Source organism: Agrobacterium sp. SORGH_AS_0440 (genome assembly GCF_031453135.1).
GTDB lineage: Bacteria > Pseudomonadota > Alphaproteobacteria > Rhizobiales > Rhizobiaceae > Agrobacterium > Agrobacterium pusense.
Genome location: NZ_JAVIYR010000001.1, coordinates 38,020 through 53,088, shown reverse-complemented (window position 1 = coordinate 53,088; position 15,069 = coordinate 38,020). Strand labels below are relative to the sequence as shown.

The window sequence follows — 15,069 nt, the reverse complement described above, 5'->3', positions numbered from 1 at the left end:
ACGATCAGATGACATGCGCCTTGTGCAGGGCTGTCAGCACGTCGTTCTTGAGGGTTGCCAGCCCGGGTGAGCGCCGGTCACGGGGGCGTGGCACGTCCACCTCGATCTCCTCCTGTATGCGACCGTCATGGGCACCTATCATGTAAATCCGGTCGCCGAGATAGAGAGCCTCATCGATATCGTGGGTGACGAGAAGGAATGAGATGCCGCGCTGTTCGACAAGCTTCAGAACAAGGTCCTGAAGCTTCATCCGCGTGAAGGCATCGACCGCGCTGAAGGGTTCATCCAGCAGCAGGATACGCGGTTGCGTATAGAGCGCCCGAGCGATGGCGACACGCTGCGCCATGCCGCCGGAAAGCGCCTTTGGCAGCGCCGCGCCGTGGCCGCTGAGGCCTACGTCGTTGATCAGCCCTTCAACCCGCTCCACGTCGAATTTCTTGCCGGCCGCATAGCCGATATTTTCGGCAACCGTCAGCCAGGGCATCAGGCGGGGTTCCTGAAAGACGAAGGCGATCGGCGGCGTGTCCGTCGCTCCGTCTTCTTCCGCCGTGTTGATCGTCACTGCGCCGGCAAATCGCCTGTCCAGACCTGCGGCGATGCGCAGCAGCGTGCTCTTTCCGCAGCCGCTAGGCCCGAGAAGAACCGCCGCTTCGCCATCGCCGAGCCCCAGATGAATGTCCTGAAGGACAACGGCATCGCCGAAGGCCTTTTCGCGCACGTCTACCTGAAGCAGGCTCATCGCAACCGCCCTCCTTCCTGCAGGGGATAGGTATCGCGCCAACGCAGGCAGCGTTCCTCGACGATCTTGAACAGGCTGTCGGATATCTTGCCGAGCACCGCAAGGCAGATGATGGCGATCATCACCAGATCGGGACGCGACAGTTCCCGCCCGTCGGAAAGCATGTAGCCGATCCCTTCGGATGCGGCCAGAAGCTCGGCTGCCACGACGCTCAGCCAGGCGAGGGACAGCCCGTAACGCAGGCCGGTGAAAAGATGAGGCAGGGAGGCCGGGATAAAAATTCGCCAGACCAGTACGGGCAGGGGCTGGCGATACATTTCGCCCACTTCCACAAGTTTGCGATCCACATTGCGGATGCCGGAGAACAGGTTGAGATAGACCGGGAAAAACGCGCTCTTGGCGATCAGGACGATTTTAGAGGTTTCGCCGATGCCGAACCAGATCATCAGCAGCGGCACCCAGGCGAGGCTCGGAACCGCGCGCAGGGCCTGGAACGTGGGCTCCAGATAACGCTCGGCGGCAACGACCAGCCCGACCAGCGATCCAACGATGACCGCAAGCACCGAGCCGATGACGAAGCCGACGAAAACGCGGGCGGTGCTTGCCGCGACATTGGTCCAGAGAGGTCCTTCAGCAAGCCGCAGAAACGTATCGTAGAGTTCCGACGGCGGCGGCAGTACATAAGGGCTCACCCAGCCCATGCGAACAAAAAGCTCGAGCAGCAGCAAAGACCCGACCGGCACAATCGCACCGCGCAGGTCGAACCGTGTGAAGAAAGCCCCCACCTTCTGCACAAGCGTCGATCGGGAAGGAGACTGTCTGGATGGCTGTCTCACGCGCTGAAATTCGCGCGGATGGGAAGTCATGCGCCCGGCACCTTTTTCGCCGGAGCCGGGTCTATCAATGACGCAAGAACATTGTCGACATTGACCCCCGGACGCAGGACGTCGTCGCCAAGCAGCGGGGTAACGATACGGATCGAATTCAGCAGTTCTTCACCCGGGACGGGGTCGTTCCAGTCACGCTTGTTGATGGTAAGTTCCGTGATCTTGGGGTCGTTGCCCGTGACCTTCGTGACGAAATCGATGAATTCGCCGTTATTCTCGCGGATCCATTTCTGCGTCTGCACCCACACGCCGAGCAGACGCTCTACCGCGCGCGGGTGTTTTGCAAGGAACGTCTCCGATACGCTGAAGACACTGCCGTCGCGCCAGCTACGCTCATCGAAAATTGCCCTGTCGCCGGCAAGCTCGGCCTGGGAGGTGTGCGGATCGATACCGACCCAGGCATCCACCTGTCCCTGCTGCAGCGCGTTGAACCCCTCGGGGTGCTGCAGGTTTACAACCTTCAGATCATCGACTGACAGCTTGTGTTGAGCAAGCGCGCGGACAAGGGTGAAATAGGGAGCCGTGCCCTTGGTGACGGCAATGGTCTTGCCCTTGAGATCGGCCACCGTCTTTACCGGCGAATCCGGACGCACCTGAATGATGGACGAACCGCCCCAGCTTGCTACATAGATGACTTTCAGCGGCACGCCATTGGCGCGGGCAAGAAAGGCCGAAAGCGCCGCGGAACCGGCGAAATCGGTCGAGCCGACCTTGAGGAACTCCAGCGAGTTGTTGCTGCCGCGCGATTGTACCCAGGTGATCTTGGTGCCGACATCCTTAAACGCTTCCTCAAGCCAGCCCTTGTTCTTTATCAGCAGTGTATGGGACGAATAAAATCCCCAGTCCAGCTTCAGCTCTGCCGGAAATTCCGGCGTGCTCTGTGCCAGCGCACCGCGAGTTGCAAGCGGCGCGGCAAGCGCGCCGGCAATACCGAGCTTGAGGATATGGCGGCGGGAATGTTCGGCCTTCATCTACTTCACCTATTTTATGGATTTTATGTACATAAAGGCTAAAGGCAGGGGTTTTTGTGGTCAATACGCACCTCTGGAACCCCATGCCAAACTTCGAAAGCGGCGTGGAAAATCTCCCTAATCCCGGAGGGATCGGCGCGACATCCCGTTATCAAGCAAAGAAGCGGTTGACCGGGCGGTGCAGTCCGAGATGATCGCGCAATGTCGGACCCTCATAGTCCGTTCGGAAAACTCCGCGTTTTTGCAGTTCCGGTACGACCAGCGTGGTGAAATCGTCAAGGCCGGCGGGCAGGAAGGGGAAGGTGACGTTGAAGCCGTCCGAGCCTTCCTCATGCAGCCATTGTTCCATCTCGTCGGCGATGGTTTTCGGCGTGCCGACGAAGGCGAGCCCCGCATAGCCGCCCAGCCGCTGCGCGAGTTGACGCACGGTCAACCCTTCGCTTCTGGCAAGTTCTATCACTCTTTCGCGGCTGGATTTGCTCGCATTCGTTTCCGGAATGTCGGGCAGCGGGGCGTCGGGATCGAAACCGGACACATCGTGACCCAGCGCGATCGACAGCGATGCTATCGCGCTTTCATAGTGGACGAGGCTGTCGAGCCTGGCGCGCTTGGCTTTTGCCTCCTCGACCGTATCGCCGACAAGAACGAACGCGCCAGGCAGAATGACGATGCCATCACGCGACCGTCCGGCGGCGACCGTCCTGTCCTTTACGTCCTTGTAAAAGGCCTTGCCGGCTGCAAGGGTGGGTGTGGCCGCAAAGACCACCTCGGCGGTTTCGGCGGCGAGCTGGCGTCCGGGTTCGGATGCGCCGGCCTGAACGATGACCGGCCAGCCCTGCACCGGGCGGGCGATATTGAGCGGTCCGCGCACCGAAAACTCGGGGCCCCTGTGGTTCAGCACATGCATTTTTTCAGGGTCGAAGAACAGTCCGCTATCGACATCCCGGATGAAGGCATCATCCGAAAATGAATCCCACAGCCCGGTGACGACATCATAGAACTCCCGCGCGCGGCCATAGCGCTCGGCGTGGTCGGGTTGATCATCACGGCCGAAATTCCGGGCGGCGTCCGGGTTCGAGGTAGTGACGATGTTCCAGCCGGCGCGGCCATTGCTGAGGTGATCGAGAGAGGCAAAACGCCGGGCCACGTGATAGGGCTCGTCGAACGTGGTGGACGCCGTGGCGACGAGACCGATGCGCTGGGTGACGGCGGCCAGGGCGGAAAGAAGCGTGAAGGGCTCGAAGGAAGTAACGGTATGGCTGCGGCGCAGCGCCTCCGTGGGCATGTTCAGGACGGCGAGATGATCGGCCATGAAGAATGCGTCGAATTTCGCAGCTTCGAGCTGCTGCGCGAAACGCGCCAGATGGGCGAAATTGAAATTGGCGGCAGGAAAGGCGCCGGGATAACGCCATGCGCCCGTGTGGAGGCTGACGGGCCTCATAAAGGCGCCGAGATGCAGTTTGCGATCATTTGCCATTGGCTTTCACTCTCTTGTCGGTGTTTCGGCGCGGACGGCTCGCTGTCGCATCCGCTGGCGGGCGCAAGCCCGCTTCTTGCTTGCGGCGACGATATCCCCGTCAGGGAATTGGCGCGGCAAAGACTATTCCGATTATGATTTCCAAACCGAAAGATTTTTCCCGGGATCGCGTTTGGGACGATGCAACCGTCGCTGCCGATCGGTTGTCGCGGGCGGTTAATGTGTCTGCAACTTCGTATCGTCGTGAAGGGGCCGCGTCGTGTGAAGGTCCGGCAGGCGGCCTGCCACCGGACCTCTTTTTCGGTGCCGTCCGTGTTCAGACCGCCAGAAGCGCCTCGTTCCCCGTGCGGCGGGTCTCAATGGCGCTTTCCGTTTCTATACGCTTGCCGGTAGCCGGATCGAAGAAGTGGAGCTGCGCGGCCGGCAGGCCGAGATGGATGCGCTGGCCGGGCTTCACGGCCAGGTCCTCGCCTATGGCAGCGGAGAATGTTTCGCCGGCAATCTCGGCGTGCACGATGCGGCCCGATCCCAGTTCTTCGACGAAATCGACGATGGCCGGCACGCCCTCGCCATCCGCGCTGACGAGGCATTGCTCCGGGCGGATGCCGACCGTTACGTCGCGGCCGCGCAGTTCCAGTGCGGTTTCGGGGAAGAGTTTCACCGGCGTGCCGGCCAGCATGACGGCGTGGGATTCCACTTCAACCCGGGTGGTGAACAGGTTCATGGCCGGCGAACCGATGAAGGATGCAACAAAGGTGCTGGCGGGACGATGATAGATATCGAGGGGATGACCGACCTGTTCGACGATGCCCCTGTTCATCACGACCAGCCGGTCGGCCAGCGTCATGGCTTCCACCTGGTCGTGGGTGACGAAGACGGAGGTGGCGGACAGGCGCTGGTGCAGCTTGCGGATTTCGGCGCGCATGGTGACACGCAGCTTGGCGTCGAGATTGGAGAGCGGCTCATCGAACAGGAAGACCTGCGGCTCCCGAATGATTGCGCGGGCCATGGCCACACGCTGGCGCTGGCCGCCGGAAAGCGCAGCCGGCTTGCGTTCCAGATAATCGGAAAGGCCGACAATCTTCGCCGTTTCCTCGATCCGGCGCTGGCGCTCGGCCTTGGCGACGCCAGCGACTTTCAGCGCGTAGCCGATATTGCCGGCGACGGTCATGTGCGGATAGAGCGCGTAGTTCTGAAATACCATGGCGCATCCGCGCTCACGCGGCTCGAGCCTGTTGACCACGCGTCCGCCAATCGCGATCTCGCCGGAGGTGATGTCCTCCAGCCCGGCGATCATGCGCAGAAGGGTGGACTTGCCGCAGCCGGAGGGACCGAGGATGACGACGAATTCGCCGGAGCCGAAAGTGAGATCCACGCCATGCAGCGTGGGGGTCTTGCCATAGGATTTGCGGAGCTGGCGGATATCGATCTGAGCCATGATGGGAACCTTGTTGTTAAAAGCCGCGCGCCGTCACTTTTCGGACGAAACGAGACCGCGGACGAACCAGCGTTGCAGGAAGGCGACAACGAGAAGCGGCGGTGTGATGATGATGAGGGAGCCGGCCAGTGTCACGTTCCAGTCCGGCGTGCCGTCTTCGGCGGGCAGAAGGGCGCGCAGCGACATCATCACCGTCTTGTAGGAAGGATCGGTGACCATCAATAACGGCCAGAGATACTGGTTCCAGGCATAAACGAACATGATGGTGGTGAGCGCCGCCATGTTGGTACGGGAGAGCGGCAACAGCATTTCCACGAAGAAGCGGACTGGCCCCGATCCGTCCATGCGCGCCGCTTCAGCCAGTTCGTCGGGGATGGTCATGAAGAACTGGCGGTATAGAAAGGTGCCGGTGGCGGTTGCGACCAGCGGCAGGGTGAGGCCGACATAGGAATTCAGGAGGTTCCATTCCACTGAGACCTCAATTCCGAACCATCCGAGGATGGAGCGGAATGGCTGGAAAATATCCGCGGCTACCGAATAGGTCGGCACCACGCGCACTTCCAGCGGAAGCATGAGGGTGATGAACACCGTCCAGAAGAAGATGTGCTTCAGCGGCGAGCGGAAGAACACGATGGCAAAGGCGGTGAAGGCCGAAAGGGCCACCTTGCCGATCGTGACCAGCGTGGCCATGATCATGCTGTTGAGAAGGGCGTTGCCGAGATTGGCGCGTTGCCAGGCGGTTTGGGCATTGGTGAGGAATTCGCCCTGTGGCAGAAAGCTGAACGGGATGCTGTTGACCTGAACGACAGACTGGCTGGCGCCGGCGATCACGACGAGCAGGGGACCGATGAGCAGAAGAAAACCGGCAATCATCAGCCCGTAGGTCAGGGCGTCGGCATAGGGGGTGCGCTGGATCATCGTCGCCTCACTTGTAATGGACCTGCCGCTCGACGAAGCGGAACTGGATGAAGGTGAAAATCATGATGAGGCCGATGAGGACGAGGCTCTGTGCCGAGGCGCCGGAATAGTTCAGCCCCTCGAACGCTTCGCTGACGATGCGGTAGACCATCACTTCGGTGGCGCGGTTGGGACCGCCCTCGGTGGTGGAGGCGACGATGCCGAACGTATCCGCGCCGACGAAACCCTCCGTCATCATGATGACGGTCAGGAAGAACAGGGTCGGTGCCAACAACGGCACCTGAATGTCGATGGCGCGGCGGACGGGCCCGGAGCCGTCCATGGCGGCTGCTTCCGTCAGCGCGCGCGGCACGGATTGCAGGCCGGCAAACAGGAAGATGAAGGTGTAACCCGCCCATTTCCAGATGAAGATGACGATGACGAGGATCAGCGCGTGCTCGCCATATTTTGCCGGGTTCCACAAATCCGGCCACCAGGCGTTGAGCGAGGCGGCAAGCCCGCGTTCCGGCGAGAGGATGAAACGGAAAGCCATGCCCGCCGCAGGCCCGGCGATGGCGTAAGGAAGAATGTAAAGCACCCGGAAGAAGCCGGAGCCGGGAAGGGCGCGATCCACGCAAAGCGCAAGGACAAGGCCGATGAGAATGGTGAAGAACGGACCGGCGACGGCGAAGATCAGGCTGACGAGCACCGATTGCCAGTAAAGCGGATCGAAGAAGGTCTCCTTGAAATTGGCGAGCCCGACGAATTCCGCCGCACCGCCGAAGGGCGGTTCAAGTGTGAACGCCCAGTTGATGACCGCTGCCACGGGCCAATAAAAGAACAGAAAGATCAGCAGAAGCTGCGGCAGGGCGAACAGCACGGGTAACCACGTGCTCTTGAAGACGGCGCGCTTTTCCATTGAGTAACCGGCAAAAGTGGAGAACTGGACGGGCTTGCCCGGGAGATCCCGCGGGCAAGCCCCTTCAAAACGGCAAAGCTTAGTTCAGCTTGGCGCCGGCATAGGTCTTTTCGAAGCGGCGCAGGCCGGCATTCGAGCGCTCGACGGCCTTGTCGAGTTCCCCCTGAACGTCGGCATTCTGCATGAAGATGGCTTCGAGTGCCGTGGAGACTTCCTTGCGGATCTGCGTGAAGTTGCCGAGACGGATGCCGCGCGTATATTCGGAAGGCGGCGTGAAGGTCAGGCTCTCGATTGCCTTTTCGCGACCCTTATAGGGTGCCTTGTCGTAGAAGCCGTTGGCCTTCATGGCGTCGAAGCCGGTCTTGGTGACCGGGATGTAACCGGTGACCGTGGACCACCACTGAACCATCTCCGGCTGGGCGATGAAGTTGAGGAATGCTGCCGCGCCCTTGTATTCCGCTTCCGGACGGCCGGCCATGACCCACAGGGAAGCGCCACCGACGAGCGAGTTCTGCCGCTGCGTGCCCTTCCAGACCGGCAGCATGGCCACGTCCCACTTCACGCCCTCAGGCATGCCTTTGCCCACGGTGCCGTGCCCGGCAATCGAAGACATGAACATCTGGCAGGTCTGCGAGGTGAATGCGGGCAGTATGTCCATGCCGAGCTGCTTCGTCTTGACGACGAACAGCTTCTCGTCCTGCATCTTTTTGAAGAATTTCACATGGTCGACGAACTTGGTCTTGTTTATCGTCAGTTCCGCGTCGAGGCCCTGATAGCCGTTGCCTTTGGTGGCGATCGGCTGGTTATGGATGGCGGAGAACTGTTCCATCAGCATCCAGGTGTCGAAGTTGAAGGCGAGCGGGCATTCGAAACCGGCGGCTTTCAGCTTCTTCGCGGCCTCTTCAACCTGTTCCCATGTATCGGGCTTGAAGGTGATGCCGGCTTTTTCGAACGCATCGACATTGTAATAGAAGACAGCGGTGGATGAATTGTAGGGGAAGGAGTTCAGCTCGCCCGCAGCCGTTGCATAATAATTGGCAATGCCGGGGAAATAATTGTCCCAGTCGATCTTGTAGCCATTGTCAGCCATCAGCTTTTTCGCGGGAACGAAAGCCTTGGACAGCATCATGTCCAGCGTGCCGGCGTCGTAAATCTGGGTGATCGCCGGCTGCTTCTTGGCGCGGTAGGCGGCGATGGTGTTCTGCAGCGTGGCGTCGTAATCGTTCTGAGACGTGCAGACGATCTCGAATTCAGCCTGGGATTCGTTGAACTTCTTGCAGGTGTCCTGAACGCGTTCGCCAAGATCACCGGAAAGGCCGTACCAGAATTCGAACTTGGTCTTTTCAGCGTGGGCAGCCGTGGCGCCGAAGGCGGCGGCAATGGCAACGCCGGCCATGAAAGAGGTCAGAGCGGAAGGTTTCATGAGTTGAGCCCCGTTGATGGAATGATGGCCTGATCGGCAGGGACGTCATGTCCTGAGCACGAAGCCACGGGCTCTGCTAACAGTCGTATTTGACGGATAGCTTACATTTTGTTGAACGTTTTATGATGACTTGCGGCGCAGCATCGTCGGCGCGGCGAAATACGATCGCTGAAAGCGCAATGCATGTATTTCTATTTAGACGTCAGTTATTTACGTGGAAAGCGGGCGTTCCGCTACCTGATGCTGAACCGTCTGTCTCCATCAACCCCGGCGTGCGGCTTCGATGGCGGCGACGTCGATTTTTTTCATATCCATCATCGCCGTGAAGGCTCGTCTGGCTTCTGCCCCGCCGGCAGCCATGGCATCCATCAGCACGCGCGGCGTGATCTGCCAGGAGATGCCCCATTTGTCCTTGCACCAGCCGCAGGCGCTTTCCTGGCCGCCATTGCCAACGATGGCGTTCCAGTAGCGGTCGGTTTCCTCCTGATCTTCAGTCGATATCTGGAATGAGAAAGCTTCGCTGTGCTTGAATTGCGGCCCACCATTGAGGCCGATGCAGGTTACGCCCGCGACAGTGAACTGCACCATGAGAACGTCCCCCTGCTTGCCGGAGGGATAGTCGCCCGGCGCGTGATACACTTTTATCACCTCACTATCGGGAAACGTGTCGGCATAAAAACGGGCTGCTGCCTCTGCGTCCTTGTCATACCAGATACAGATCATGTTCTTTCGCATGGGTATGGTCCTCCGAGGTTGACGGCATCCCCCTTGCCGGCGGGTAACTCATGGGCAGATTGACGGCTCCCCATCCGGCATAAAATGCAGCCGCAGCGAAAACGTTCCGAAAACGCTACGGTGACCAGTGTCAAAGCCAGCGTCTCACCCTGCGGCGATAGGCAACATAGGCCGGGCCAAGTTCCTTTGTCAGCACGCGCTCTTCAATGTTGACCTGCAGCATCACCGCGATGATGAGGACGATGGCGACGGTTAGCTGCAGAACGGAGGTGAACACCAGAACCAATCCCGTAAACAGCACAATCTGCCCGACGAAGACCGGGTTTCTTGACATGCTGAAAGGCCCGGTATCCACGATGGTTCCGAGATGGCCTTCGGCCGCGCCGATGCGCCACGATTTGCCCATGTAATGCTGCGCGTAGAGCGCGAGCGCACTTCCCGCCAGCGCCATAACCACCCCAGCGAAGCGGATGGCTGCGCCGGTATAGTGTCGGTCCAGCAGCCAACCGGCCCCTTGCGGTTCCAGCCAGAGGGTGAAGAGCGGCAGAAGCGCGCCGAGAAGAAACGCGACACGGAAAAGCGTGGCGGGAACGGTTTGCCTTTCGCGACCCTTGGCAAAAAGCCAGACAGGTTCGCCCGTGCGCTTCGCCAGCCGGGCCGTCAGCCATAAGAAACCGCCGATATAGGTCCACACCGCAAGCACTGCCACAAGATCAATCATATCTCCCCCAAATATATTGCCGAAGGCGGAAGCGGGCTTCCGACTCGGAACAAATGTATCAATGGAACTATTGCATCGCCGTGTCTTCGACTACGGGACGGGGTGAAATTTCAAAAAACGAACCAATGAGTGGAAATTTCGCTGAAGTACGCACGTGCATCAGACGAAAATAAAAATTATCATTAAATATCAATTAATACTGAAATTATAATATGCGTGAATAATTTTGGATGGAAACTTCCTGTTTTATCGGAGAAGCGCGCTTGAGTGTTCTTGATCGTGGTGCCAATGCTTTCGCGGTTCTCGCCGCGCTTTCCAAATCCCAGGCCATCATAGAATTCGACCTTTCGGGAAAGATTCTTGCCGCCAATGAGAATTTCTGTCGGGCTCTGGGTTACGAACTTTCGGAAATCCTCGGCAGGCATCACAGCATGTTCGTCGAACCCGCCGTCGTGGCTTCGGCGGATTACAAGGGCTTCTGGGCAAAACTTGCTGCCGGTCAGTTCGATCAGCAGCAGTATAAGCGCATCGGCAAGGGCGGCAGGGAGGTCTGGATCGAGGCTTCCTATAACCCCGTGTTTCGCCGCGGCAAGCCGGTGAAGGTGGTGAAGATCGCTACAGCCATCACCGCACGCAAGCTGAAGGCGGCGGAAGACGCCGGCAAGATCGACGCCCTTTCCCGGGCGCAGGCCATCATCGAATTCTCGCCGAACGGCGAAATCCTGACTGCCAACGAGAATTTTCTGACGGCGCTGGGCTATTCTCTGGCGGAAGTGCAGGGCCGGCATCATTCCATGTTCTGCGAGCCGGCCTATACACAGTCACCGGCCTACAGGCAGTTCTGGGAAAGGCTCGCCGGCGGCGATCTGGTGGCGGATGAATTCATGCGTCTTGGCAAGGGCGGCCGCAAGGTCTTCATCCAGGCTTCCTATAATCCGATTTTCGATCTGAATGGGAAAGTGTTCAAGGTCGTCAAATTCGCGACCGATGTGACCGGCCGTGTCGAGAATGTCGAAAAGCTGGCGCAGTGCCTTACAGACCTTGCCGAAGGCGATCTAGCCCAGAGCATCGACATGCCTTTCATTCCCTCGCTTGAACGGCTGCGCACGGATTTCAACGCGGCTTCGGAGAAGCTCAAGCGGGCCATGACGCGGGTGTCTGAAAATGCCGGCGCCATTTCTTCCGGGTCGAATGAAATACGATCCGCGGCAGATGATCTTGCCAGACGGACGGAGCAGCAGGCGGCTTCGATAGAGGAGACCGCAGCCGCGCTTGAAGAGGTCACCACCGCAGTCAGTGACTCAAGCCGTCGGGCGGAAGAAGCCGGCAGGATCGTTGCCCGTGCCCGCGACCATGCCGAACATTCAGGCCAGGTGGTGCGCGATGCCATAGGCGCCATGGATCAGATTGAAAAATCATCGCGGGAAATCTCGAGCATCATCGGCGTGATCGACGAAATTGCTTTCCAGACCAACCTTCTGGCGCTTAATGCGGGCGTGGAAGCGGCCCGTGCAGGCGAGGCAGGCAAGGGCTTTGCCGTTGTCGCGCAGGAGGTGCGCGAGCTTGCGCAGCGCTCGGCGACGGCCGCAAAGGAAATCAAGAACCTGATCAACGCTTCGGGCAAGCAGGTGGAAAACGGCGTCGGCCTCGTCACCAGGGCGGGTTCGGCGCTGCAGGAAATCGCAGAGCAGGTCCGCGACATCAATACCAATGTGGCGGCGATCGTGGATGCGGCCCGCGAACAGTCCACGGCGCTTGCTGAAATCAATCAGGCGGTCAACAGCGTGGATCAGGCTACCCAGCAGAACGCCGCGATGGTGGAGGAGCAGACGGCCGCAAGCCACAGCCTCGCGCGGGAGGCCGCGGCCCTGTTCGAGCTCCTTGGCCAGTTCCGGTTCGAGGAGACTGCGCGTCATGCGGCCTCTACGCGCAGCTGGTCGGACCAGCCCGGCGCCGCCGCCCCGCGCCGCCCGCTATCCCGCCCGCCGGGCGTGCGTGGCGCGTCGAGCGCGGCTGTCGCGCGTGAGGAATGGCAGGACTTTTAGAGGCATCTCCGGTTCCCTTCCATCCCCTGCGGGCCTTGGCATGGGGGGCCATGAAACGTCTGAAACCGAAATCGATCCATGCAAGTGCGGGGTATAGGCATATCGTCGCGATTGTCGGATAATCGGCGCAGCGCGCCTGAAGATTACGGGGACTTTCGTTTGGCAGGGATGACATCAACAGGCAGGGTCGTGCTCGTTCTCTGCTGGCTGGCGGCGTTTCTGGGGCCGGCGCAGGCCGAAACGCCGGCTGACGGCAAGGCGTCCTGCGCCCATGCCCACGATGTGGCGCCCGAATTGTGCATCAGTCCCCAGAGCTACAACAGGGACCTTTGCCACGCCATCGAGGTTCTCGCCGCGCGCCATGCCGTTCCGCCGGATTATTTCGCCAGGCTGATCTGGCGGGAGAGCCTGTTCCGGGCCGATGCGGTGAGCCCGAAGGGGGCGGAAGGCATTGCCCAGTTCATGCCGGGAACGGCGAGGCTGCGTGGTCTGGACAACAGTTTCAACATCATTGCTGCGCTGGAGGCGTCGTCACGCTATCTGTCGGAGCTGAAGCTGCGCTTCGGCAATTTCGGTCTCGCAGCCGCAGCCTATAATGCCGGCGAGGCGGGGCTGCGCGGTTTTATCGCGACAGGTCGCCTGCCGGTGGAAACGCGCGATTATGTCTTTGCAATCACCGGGTACCCAGTGGAAAGCTGGAAAGACAATCCACCGGATAAGGCCGCGCCGGCGTTGGACGGCAGCCGGCCCTTCATCGACGCCTGCCTGCGGCTTGCCGATACACGCACGATCAACGATCCCGTCCTGATATCTTCGGCCGACTGGGCGCCATGGGGTGTGCAGCTTGCCGCCCATTACAATCCGACGGTGGCGAACCGGCTCTTTACCCGTGCCATAGGCCAATTGTCGGGGCCTCTCAATGCCGAGCGCGCACTGATCGTGCGGCAAAGGGGTGGCAATTTCGGTTCGCGCCCGCGTTACGCCGCGCGCATCGGCCGCGAGACCAGAGCCGAAGCCAATGCGCTTTGTGGTGAAATCCGTGGGGCGGGTGTTCCCTGCACCGTGTTCCGCAACCGCTAGCGGGGGCCGCGGCTGATCATGACAAGTTGATCGGCCCATACGCCGCTCCTCCTTTCAGTGCGAGATGATCGCTCCTAGATTTGCGGCCGGCGGCGACCGCAACCCGCGGGCCGGTGACGTGTGACGAGGGGATGAATTGCACATGAGATTGCTTGAAACCGGAGCGCTGGCAGCGATGCTGACCATGGCCGTGGCGTGCACCAGCACCGGGCAGACGGAAATCACCCGCACTGTGGCCGGTTTTAAAGGGCAGCCGCGGGAGGCGGCAATCGCCCGGCTTGGCCGCCCCAACAAGGTCATCATCGAAAAGGGCGCAACCGAATCCTACTGGCTGAAAGTGGATGTCGAGACCTATGCGGGGCTCAGCAACCGGCGCGAATACCGGACCGTCGACGGGCAGGCGCAGGTCTCGCAGACCGAGGGCATGAAAATCAAGCAACATCGCCGCGATTGCATCATCAAGATCACCGCGGACGCAGCTTCCATCATCACCACGAGCGAGATCATCGGCGATCCGGCGAGCTGCGAGACTGTCCTGGGGCGTCCGGCTCCCTGACCGCCGTGGTTGAGATCGCCGCAGATTTACAGATGACGGCGGTTTTTTCCGAAGCCTGAAACCGTGCGTGTCTTTCGTTAACGGATTGGCGCCGCCTTTCTGTGGATGAGAGCGTCTGCTGTTGTTACCGTGAGCCTCTACGCATATGTTGGAGTACTGATTTTCGATTTCCGGGCAAGGCGGCAGGCACCTCATGACCTCCCAGTTGGACTTTTTCGCTTCCGCGGCCGCGCGGCTTCCCGAGACCGAACGGGGGCGAAAAATGCCGGGACGCGGAGCGGTGCAGAGGGTCGCAATGGATGATGAGGGGCTGGCGGGCTATCTCGAATCCACCGGCAATTACCGCGTTCTGCGCAAGCTCATGCCGCGTCAGGTCGTGGAACGGCCAAGGCCGGAATTTTCCCGCCGGGGCGTGATCCTCGACACGGAAACCACGGGTCTGAACCACCGGACGGACGAAATAATCGAGATCGGCGTCATCGCCTTCACGTTCGACGATCAGGGCGCCATTGGCGACGTCACCGGCATTTACGGCGGACTTCGGCAGCCCAACGTCGCCATACCGGCGGAGATCACCCGGCTGACAGGGATCACCGATGACATGGTCGCGGGGCAGGCGATCGACATGGAGCGGCTGGCTTCTCTGGTCGGCGATGCCGATCTGATCATTGCCCACAATGCTGGCTTCGACCGTCCCTTCTGTGAAGCCTTCTCGGCCATATTCAATGACAAGGCCTGGGCCTGCTCCGTTTCCGAAATCGATTGGCGGGTGCGTGGATTTGAGGGCAACAAGCTGGGTTATCTGATCGGTCAGTCCGGTTATTTCCATGATGGCCATCGCGCGGTTGATGATTGCTTCGCGCTGCTGGAGGTGCTCGAGCAGAACCGGCCGGGCCAGGAAGGCATGACGCCCTTCATGGAGCTTCACGCGGCTAGCCGTAGATCGCGCGTCCGGATCTACGCGGAGAACAGCCCCTTCGATATGAAGGATCACCTGAAAAAGCGGGGTTATCGCTGGTCGGACGGTTCGGACGGCCGGCCGAAATCCTGGTGGGCGGAGCTGCCGGAAGAGATGCTGGCGGAGGAGCTGCATTTTCTGCGCACCGAAATCTATCGCTGGGACGCCGACCCTACGGTCAAATATCTCACGGCTTTCGACCGGTTCAAGGCCGGGTAAGGTT

The 15,069-nt window shown here is 60.3% G+C and carries 14 protein-coding genes; 4 read left to right on the top strand and 10 right to left on the bottom strand.

The window, feature by feature from the left end:
• Positions 1 to 4: 4 nt before the first annotated feature.
• The 10 genes from QE453_RS00265 to QE453_RS00220 all read right to left on the bottom strand — a co-directional run bounded on the left by QE453_RS00265 (position 5) and on the right by QE453_RS00220 (position 10,207).
• Positions 5 to 739, bottom strand: coding sequence for an ABC transporter ATP-binding protein (locus tag QE453_RS00265; protein WP_309776148.1), 735 nt, complete (start codon positions 737 to 739; stop codon positions 5 to 7).
• Positions 736 to 1,605 carry an ABC transporter permease gene (locus tag QE453_RS00260; RefSeq protein WP_045531722.1) on the bottom strand — a complete coding sequence of 290 codons (870 nt, stop codon included), beginning with the start codon at positions 1,603 to 1,605 and terminating at the stop codon, positions 736 to 738. The genes QE453_RS00265 and QE453_RS00260 overlap by 4 nt, the downstream gene beginning before the upstream one ends.
• Entirely contained in the window at positions 1,602 to 2,597 is a 996-nt protein-coding gene (locus tag QE453_RS00255; protein ID WP_045531723.1) for an aliphatic sulfonate ABC transporter substrate-binding protein, read from the bottom strand. The genes QE453_RS00260 and QE453_RS00255 overlap by 4 nt, the downstream gene beginning before the upstream one ends.
• Positions 2,598 to 2,748: 151 nt before the next feature.
• Positions 2,749 to 4,074: an LLM class flavin-dependent oxidoreductase gene (locus QE453_RS00250; RefSeq protein ID WP_309776147.1), complete on the bottom strand. Its 1,326-nt coding sequence runs from the start codon at positions 4,072 to 4,074 to the stop codon at positions 2,749 to 2,751.
• A 316-nt stretch (positions 4,075 to 4,390) separates the two neighbouring features.
• Positions 4,391 to 5,512 carry a sn-glycerol-3-phosphate import ATP-binding protein UgpC gene (locus QE453_RS00245; protein WP_045531724.1) on the bottom strand — a complete coding sequence of 374 codons (1,122 nt, stop codon included), beginning with the start codon at positions 5,510 to 5,512 and terminating at the stop codon, positions 4,391 to 4,393.
• A 33-nt stretch (positions 5,513 to 5,545) separates the two neighbouring features.
• Positions 5,546 to 6,430: an ABC transporter permease subunit gene (locus tag QE453_RS00240; RefSeq protein WP_309776146.1), complete on the bottom strand. Its 885-nt coding sequence runs from the start codon at positions 6,428 to 6,430 to the stop codon at positions 5,546 to 5,548.
• 7 nt (positions 6,431 to 6,437) lie between these two features.
• Positions 6,438 to 7,328, bottom strand: a complete 891-nt coding sequence (locus QE453_RS00235; RefSeq protein ID WP_037092638.1) for a carbohydrate ABC transporter permease — start codon at positions 7,326 to 7,328, stop codon at positions 6,438 to 6,440.
• A 79-nt stretch (positions 7,329 to 7,407) separates the two neighbouring features.
• On the bottom strand, positions 7,408 to 8,751 hold the full coding sequence (locus QE453_RS00230) for an extracellular solute-binding protein (RefSeq protein WP_004444904.1): 1,344 nt from the start codon (positions 8,749 to 8,751) through the stop codon (positions 7,408 to 7,410).
• A 261-nt stretch (positions 8,752 to 9,012) separates the two neighbouring features.
• A complete protein-coding gene (locus tag QE453_RS00225) occupies positions 9,013 to 9,486 on the bottom strand; it encodes a VOC family protein (RefSeq protein WP_072492946.1) in 474 nt (157 codons plus the stop codon).
• A 130-nt stretch (positions 9,487 to 9,616) separates the two neighbouring features.
• On the bottom strand, positions 9,617 to 10,207 hold the full coding sequence (locus tag QE453_RS00220) for a methyltransferase (RefSeq protein WP_309776145.1): 591 nt from the start codon (positions 10,205 to 10,207) through the stop codon (positions 9,617 to 9,619).
• Positions 10,208 to 10,470: 263 nt separating this feature from the next.
• Here QE453_RS00220 and QE453_RS00215 point away from each other — a divergent pair, with 263 nt between their 5' ends.
• The 4 genes from QE453_RS00215 to QE453_RS00200 all read left to right on the top strand — a co-directional run bounded on the left by QE453_RS00215 (position 10,471) and on the right by QE453_RS00200 (position 15,065).
• The gene (locus QE453_RS00215; protein WP_309776144.1) at positions 10,471 to 12,252 is read left to right on the top strand and encodes a PAS domain-containing methyl-accepting chemotaxis protein; all 1,782 of its coding nucleotides are present in this window, start codon (positions 10,471 to 10,473) and stop codon (positions 12,250 to 12,252) included.
• Positions 12,253 to 12,420: 168 nt separating this feature from the next.
• Positions 12,421 to 13,332, top strand: coding sequence for a lytic transglycosylase domain-containing protein (locus QE453_RS00210; protein WP_042936997.1), 912 nt, complete (start codon positions 12,421 to 12,423; stop codon positions 13,330 to 13,332).
• Between the two features lie 142 nt (positions 13,333 to 13,474).
• Entirely contained in the window at positions 13,475 to 13,888 is a 414-nt protein-coding gene (locus QE453_RS00205) for a hypothetical protein (RefSeq protein WP_034496568.1), read from the top strand.
• Between the two features lie 193 nt (positions 13,889 to 14,081).
• Positions 14,082 to 15,065 (top strand): 3'-5' exonuclease, encoded by a 984-nt coding sequence (locus QE453_RS00200; RefSeq protein WP_309776142.1) that lies wholly within the window; start codon positions 14,082 to 14,084, stop codon positions 15,063 to 15,065.
• Positions 15,066 to 15,069 lie beyond the last annotated feature (4 nt).